This is a genomic window from Deltaproteobacteria bacterium (assembly GCA_019308995.1).
Lineage (GTDB): Bacteria > Desulfobacterota > Desulfarculia > Adiutricales > JAFDHD01 > JAFDHD01.
Genome location: JAFDHD010000169.1, coordinates 1 through 4,969, shown reverse-complemented (window position 1 = coordinate 4,969; position 4,969 = coordinate 1). Strand labels below are relative to the sequence as shown.

The 4,969-nt window shown below is 46.4% G+C and carries 5 protein-coding genes; all 5 read right to left on the bottom strand.

The window, feature by feature from the left end:
* On the bottom strand, window positions 1-135 hold a 135-nt coding region (locus JRI95_16265), incomplete at its 3' end, for an AbrB/MazE/SpoVT family DNA-binding domain-containing protein (GenBank protein MBW2063098.1).
* Between the two features lie 568 nt (window positions 136-703).
* Window positions 704-1,867 carry an ATP-binding protein gene (locus JRI95_16260; protein ID MBW2063097.1) on the bottom strand — a complete coding sequence of 388 codons (1,164 nt, stop codon included), beginning with the start codon at window positions 1,865-1,867 and terminating at the stop codon, window positions 704-706.
* Between the two features lie 768 nt (window positions 1,868-2,635).
* Complete coding sequence (locus JRI95_16255) at window positions 2,636-2,857, bottom strand: DUF3820 family protein (protein MBW2063096.1); 222 nt, start codon at window positions 2,855-2,857, stop codon at window positions 2,636-2,638.
* Between the two features lie 500 nt (window positions 2,858-3,357).
* Window positions 3,358-3,858: a low molecular weight phosphatase family protein gene (locus JRI95_16250; protein MBW2063095.1), complete on the bottom strand. Its 501-nt coding sequence runs from the start codon at window positions 3,856-3,858 to the stop codon at window positions 3,358-3,360.
* Window positions 3,839-4,492, bottom strand: a complete 654-nt coding sequence (locus JRI95_16245) for a MarR family transcriptional regulator (protein MBW2063094.1) — start codon at window positions 4,490-4,492, stop codon at window positions 3,839-3,841. Before JRI95_16245 ends, JRI95_16250 begins: the two co-directional genes overlap by 20 nt.
* Window positions 4,493-4,969 lie beyond the last annotated feature (477 nt).

The following is a 4,969-nucleotide window of genomic DNA, read 5'->3' as shown; positions in this document are numbered from 1 at the left end:
CTCAAAGACCTTGACTGGCTTTAAGAGCACGAGCCCGTCCTTAATATCTACGTCAAAGTATTTCACATCCTTAAGCTGAGAGATGATTTTCTTGGGTATGGTAATCTGGTTTTTCACGGTAAGCTTTGCTAACATTTCCTTAACTCCTTACTTTCCGATAGTAGAAAAATAATACAATCTCTACACAAAAAACGCAAGCACTTTTATCAGAGAGTCAAATAATACCCCAATGTGAACACTCGCCTGCCCGAAAGCCATCAAGGTGCATGATAAAATTCCCCCCGGGGATGGCGTATATATCATGGAATAAGGGCATCATGAGTGCTGCTTTATGGTGAATGAGTAGTGGGTGAGAAGGTGATTTTTTCTGAAACAAGGTTGTGCTCGGTGCATAAGGCCGGAAAATTCCACGATTCAAATCCTGACCTCAGATGAGATTTACCGATTTTGGCTCAAAGCAGTTTTAGATAAAAGTAGCTGCTGGGAGGGAAAACCAAAACAATCATTATCCGTAACCCTGAAAAAGCCCTTCATTTATTGCCTCAAGGAACGTTAAGCACTTTCTGTATGAATGCCCCCCTTCATTATTATCTATTATGCTATACGAAGTTACTGATTTACCAATGGACGTCCCCTACTTCATTAATGGGTGACCCGTTCATTCTTTACTTTTCCTCCATTAGTTTCCTGAGGATTGCCCGCTTCAATAAGGCAGAGGCTTAACATCATCAAGCAGTCGCATAAGAGCTACCGCGCGAATTTTCTTATCCAGTGGAAAGGTTGCCTCTCCGGCATGCATTACATCCAAACGATTGAGCTTTAAATCGCTCAGAGCAATCCGCATCGAGGGGGTTAGCTGCGGTGAACTGGTGCGCTTAATTTCAAAGCCCAGCCTTTGCTGACCTCTAATGACAAGTAGGTCCAGCTCAGCGCCTGCATGTGTTGCCCAGAAAAAGCACTCATCGGTATGCGCTCCAGACTGGCGGATAATTTGCTGAATAATAAATCCTTCCCACGATGCACCCAATTTTGGGTGTCCCTCGAGATCCCTGAAGGTCTTGAGATTCAGCAGACTATGAAACAACCCTGAATCAGCTATATATATTTTGGGCGCCTTTACTTGGCGCTTGGATATATTTTCATGCCATGGTGGTAGTTGCTGGATGATAAGTGCTGAAGTCATAAGATCTAGATAATTTCTGACGGTCGTGTCTGCTACCCCGAAAGAGCGTGCGAATTCAGATGAATTCCAAATTTGACCATGGTAGTGGGCGAGCATACGCCAAAAACGATTCAAGGTCGTTGAACGAATGGTGATTCCTAGCTGTGGGAGGTCTCTCTCAAGGAAAGTTCTAATAAATCCCCGCCGCCACTCATCGCTTTCGGTGTGAGTCCGGGCCAGATACGATCGTGGGAACCCGCCTCGCAACCATAATAGCATATGGTTTTCTGGCCCAATTTCATCCATCGTAAAACCATTGAGCTGGTGGTAAAATATTCGCCCCGCAAGTGTTTCCGAGCTCTGGCGTAAGAGCCTTGGAGATGCACTGCCGAGAATCAAAAAACGGCACTGCCCTCGCGGCCTGTCCACCAGTACCCGCAGCACTGGAAATAAATTGGGAAACCGTTGTACCTCGTCGATGACGACCAATCCCTTCAGATCCTTCAGGGCGAGCATGGGATCTGCGAGTCGTGCCAGGTCTTCCGGGTTTTCAAGATCAAAGTATGATGTGGGCTTATCAATTCTATCGATGAAACTCCGCGCCAGAGTTGTTTTACCTACTTGGCGAGCTCCGACAATCCCTACAACAGGAAATCGTTTGAGCAATTGCCCTAAGATTTTGATTTCTCGGTAGCGCTGGATCATGGGGAGAGTCTATATTGAAATCTCTGTATTGTCAACAGAATTTTCAAGGCGACATGTAATGTTTAAAAATCTATGAAATTTCGTGGAGCCGCGCAGCACCACTTAGTTTCGCCGATTCGCTTCGCGAACGGCAGGACTTAGTGGCACGACATCCCGACCGTAATCCCAACCACAATCCCGACCACAAAAAGTCGGGACGGAACTAAAGCCATGGCTTTATGCGGTCGGGGTAAAGCCCTTCATTTATTATTCCCCGAAAGGCTTACTGGCTTAACAAAAGTCAAACGGAGCCTTGACCCGTTCATAAGTTCATTCAGAAACTATGTCCCCTCTTACGTCTGCTCTTATATATAGGTACTGAGATGAATTTCATTACCTATTAATTAGGTATTGTACTTATTTCTCCATCTCGCATTAGGCCCGCGTCCCAGGGACTCAAGCTTCCCAGCATTTCTCTGTTCCCTTAAAATACGGCGAATCAGATCGATTCCAACCTGTAAAGAGGGTTGGTTCTAAAACGATTTATGAAGTACAGCTCTTGTATCTTAAAGATCTTATGTATTAGGGCTTCGATGGAAGTCTTTTTAAGTTCTGTTCTTGGAAAAAAATCTGACTTTTATTAAGCTGATAAGTCGCTTTGAAACCAACGTTAAGCAATTTCTGCACGAGCGTCCCCCATTCACATACACCAACTAAAACATCAAGGTTTTTCACTGGAGTTCCATTAGTCTTTCTGCACAAATCATCGGCTGATCCCTTTCCATTTAATCACCTCAAAGGCTTGAAAAGATACTCAAGCCCGTTCATCTTAACTTCATACAACATGTTCAGCATCCGGCCCAGTTCCCCTTCCGGAAAACCTTTTTTCGCAAACCATATGACATAGGGCTCGGGAAGATCGATGAGCAAACGCCCCTTATATTTCCCAAAGGGCATTCGTGTCCTGGCAAGTTTCAATAACACTGCAGGATCTGGTGTTGCTTCTTCCATTAAATATCCTTATTTTCCCAATTAGATTTGGTTGCCTTGCACCTTAAGCCCTGCGCCTGATGCCAATCCTGCTTGAGCAGGGTTACTTTGTAATCCTTATCCCTGATGCCGACAAAGCCGTTCATTTCATGCCACAAAATACGCTAAGCACGCTCTGCACGAGCGTCCCCTAGTATTATCTCTGATTTAATTTACCGATTTTTACTTAAGGCCTGCCCGCCGTCCTTTTTATCCGCCGGTTGTGTGGCGGACTGGAGGACTGTTTTCGGTAAAAGTAGCTGCTGTGAAGAGAAATGCAAACCATTCATTATCTGTGACGCCGAAAAAACCATACATTTAATGGTTCAAGAATCGTTAAGCAATTTCCCATTTCATCAAGTTATTTAAGCATTGAAGGTCGCCCTTTACTAAATCTGTCACGAATGATGACCTAAGCCTCTCTTTCATAAAAGTGCAAATGTGAAGAACGTCCCGCATTACTACACTAAAACGGGGCAATATCACTTCTTGAGAACCGTGGCAAGTTTAGATACCTCTTGATTGATCCGAAACGCGGCGCTCCGGTATTCGAGGAGGTCATCACCCCACGGGTCCGGGATGTTCCAAACGATTAACCGCTCTAGCGGAACCGCGGAAAGGCGTTTTGCAATGCTCTTATCAACAGCTACCACATAGTCGAAGTTGTCAAGCTGCAGATCTGTTACGGCCTTAGGGATATGACTCGATGCGTCGATGCCGAAGCACATTTTCAACGTTTGAATTGCCATCTTCGCGTCGGACACCTTTTGGGGATGAAGACCCGCTGAGGAGACAGTGACTGTGTTGCCGAATCTCCGACGGGCCAAAGCCGCAGCCATCACACTTCGACACGTGTTTCCGTGACACACAAAAAGGAGTTTCGGAAGATCAGCTTCGAAGTTCGGTTTCTGTCGCATTTTTCCTGTGCTCGCCTCGTGCGTAATCATGAGGGCTAACGCTGAACTAACAAGCTGGCGGTGCATACGGAGAAATTTCTCCTGTTTCCTTTACCCAATAGTATGTGAATCTGGCCAGAGGTTGAAACCAGGTTATCTTTTCAGCGAGTGAACGGTATTTTGGAAAATCAGGCAGACCGACACCGAGTTGCAAGGTTTTGTTCTCCCCTCGATATTCAATGATGTCAAATATGGCTTGTTTATACCAGTGTCCAGCCTGAGTTGTCGGAGGGGTTTTTGGGGTCCCTTTGGGGTAGCCTTTCACTGTAACCCACAGGAGCGTTCTGCCTCGTTCTGCAACGATGTCTTTGCCATGCTCGCGTTTAGCCGTATCAGCCACAGAGCGGATGGCCCAACCCTCTATGGCGAGATGTTTCACTATAGCAGCCTGAACATTTCTTTCGGAATACCACGGTTCAGTCTCTTCTTTTTGTGCACGACCTTTCGCTGGCGACGGTGAAGTCCCACTTCCCCCGAGCCAGAAGTTTCGGATCTTACCGTCTACACGACGACGTTCAATTAAGCCTTGCTTGGCGAGTTGCCTGCATCGCGAGTTGGCTTGCTGTCGCCGCTTTAGTCCAAGCACCTGGGTAAGTTCGTCATCATCGACTCCTTCAGGGTTCTCCTTAAGATATGCAGTGATTCTATCGAGTATGGTCATGCTAGATACTCAGTTTGCCGCGATTCAGTGGGGTGGTTTTATCCGGTTTTTAATGGGTAGGTCACTTCACTCCTCTGAAGACGAATTCTCCCTTGAGTCGCGGAGATTATCATGTTTACCTTTTTCTCTCCCCTTTGCCCAGTTAACTCTGTTCGCCTTGTGCCTTATGCCCCGTGCCTTAAGCCATTCTTGATTCATTATCCGTGACGACGGTGGAGCCTTTCATTTCCTACTTCAAGAAAAGTTATGCACGCTCTGCACGAGCGTCCCCTATCACACGCATGTGGGGAACTCAATTTATTGACCTTCCTGGATGTTCCTGTAGCCGGTTCATCCCCACGCATGTGGGGAACTCAGCTTATTGCTCATTGTATAATGTCTATGAAGCGGTTCATCCCCACGCATGTGGGGAACTCTTAAAAATCTCCATCCTCACCTGGCCCAAACCCGGTTCATCCCCACGCATGTGGGGAACTC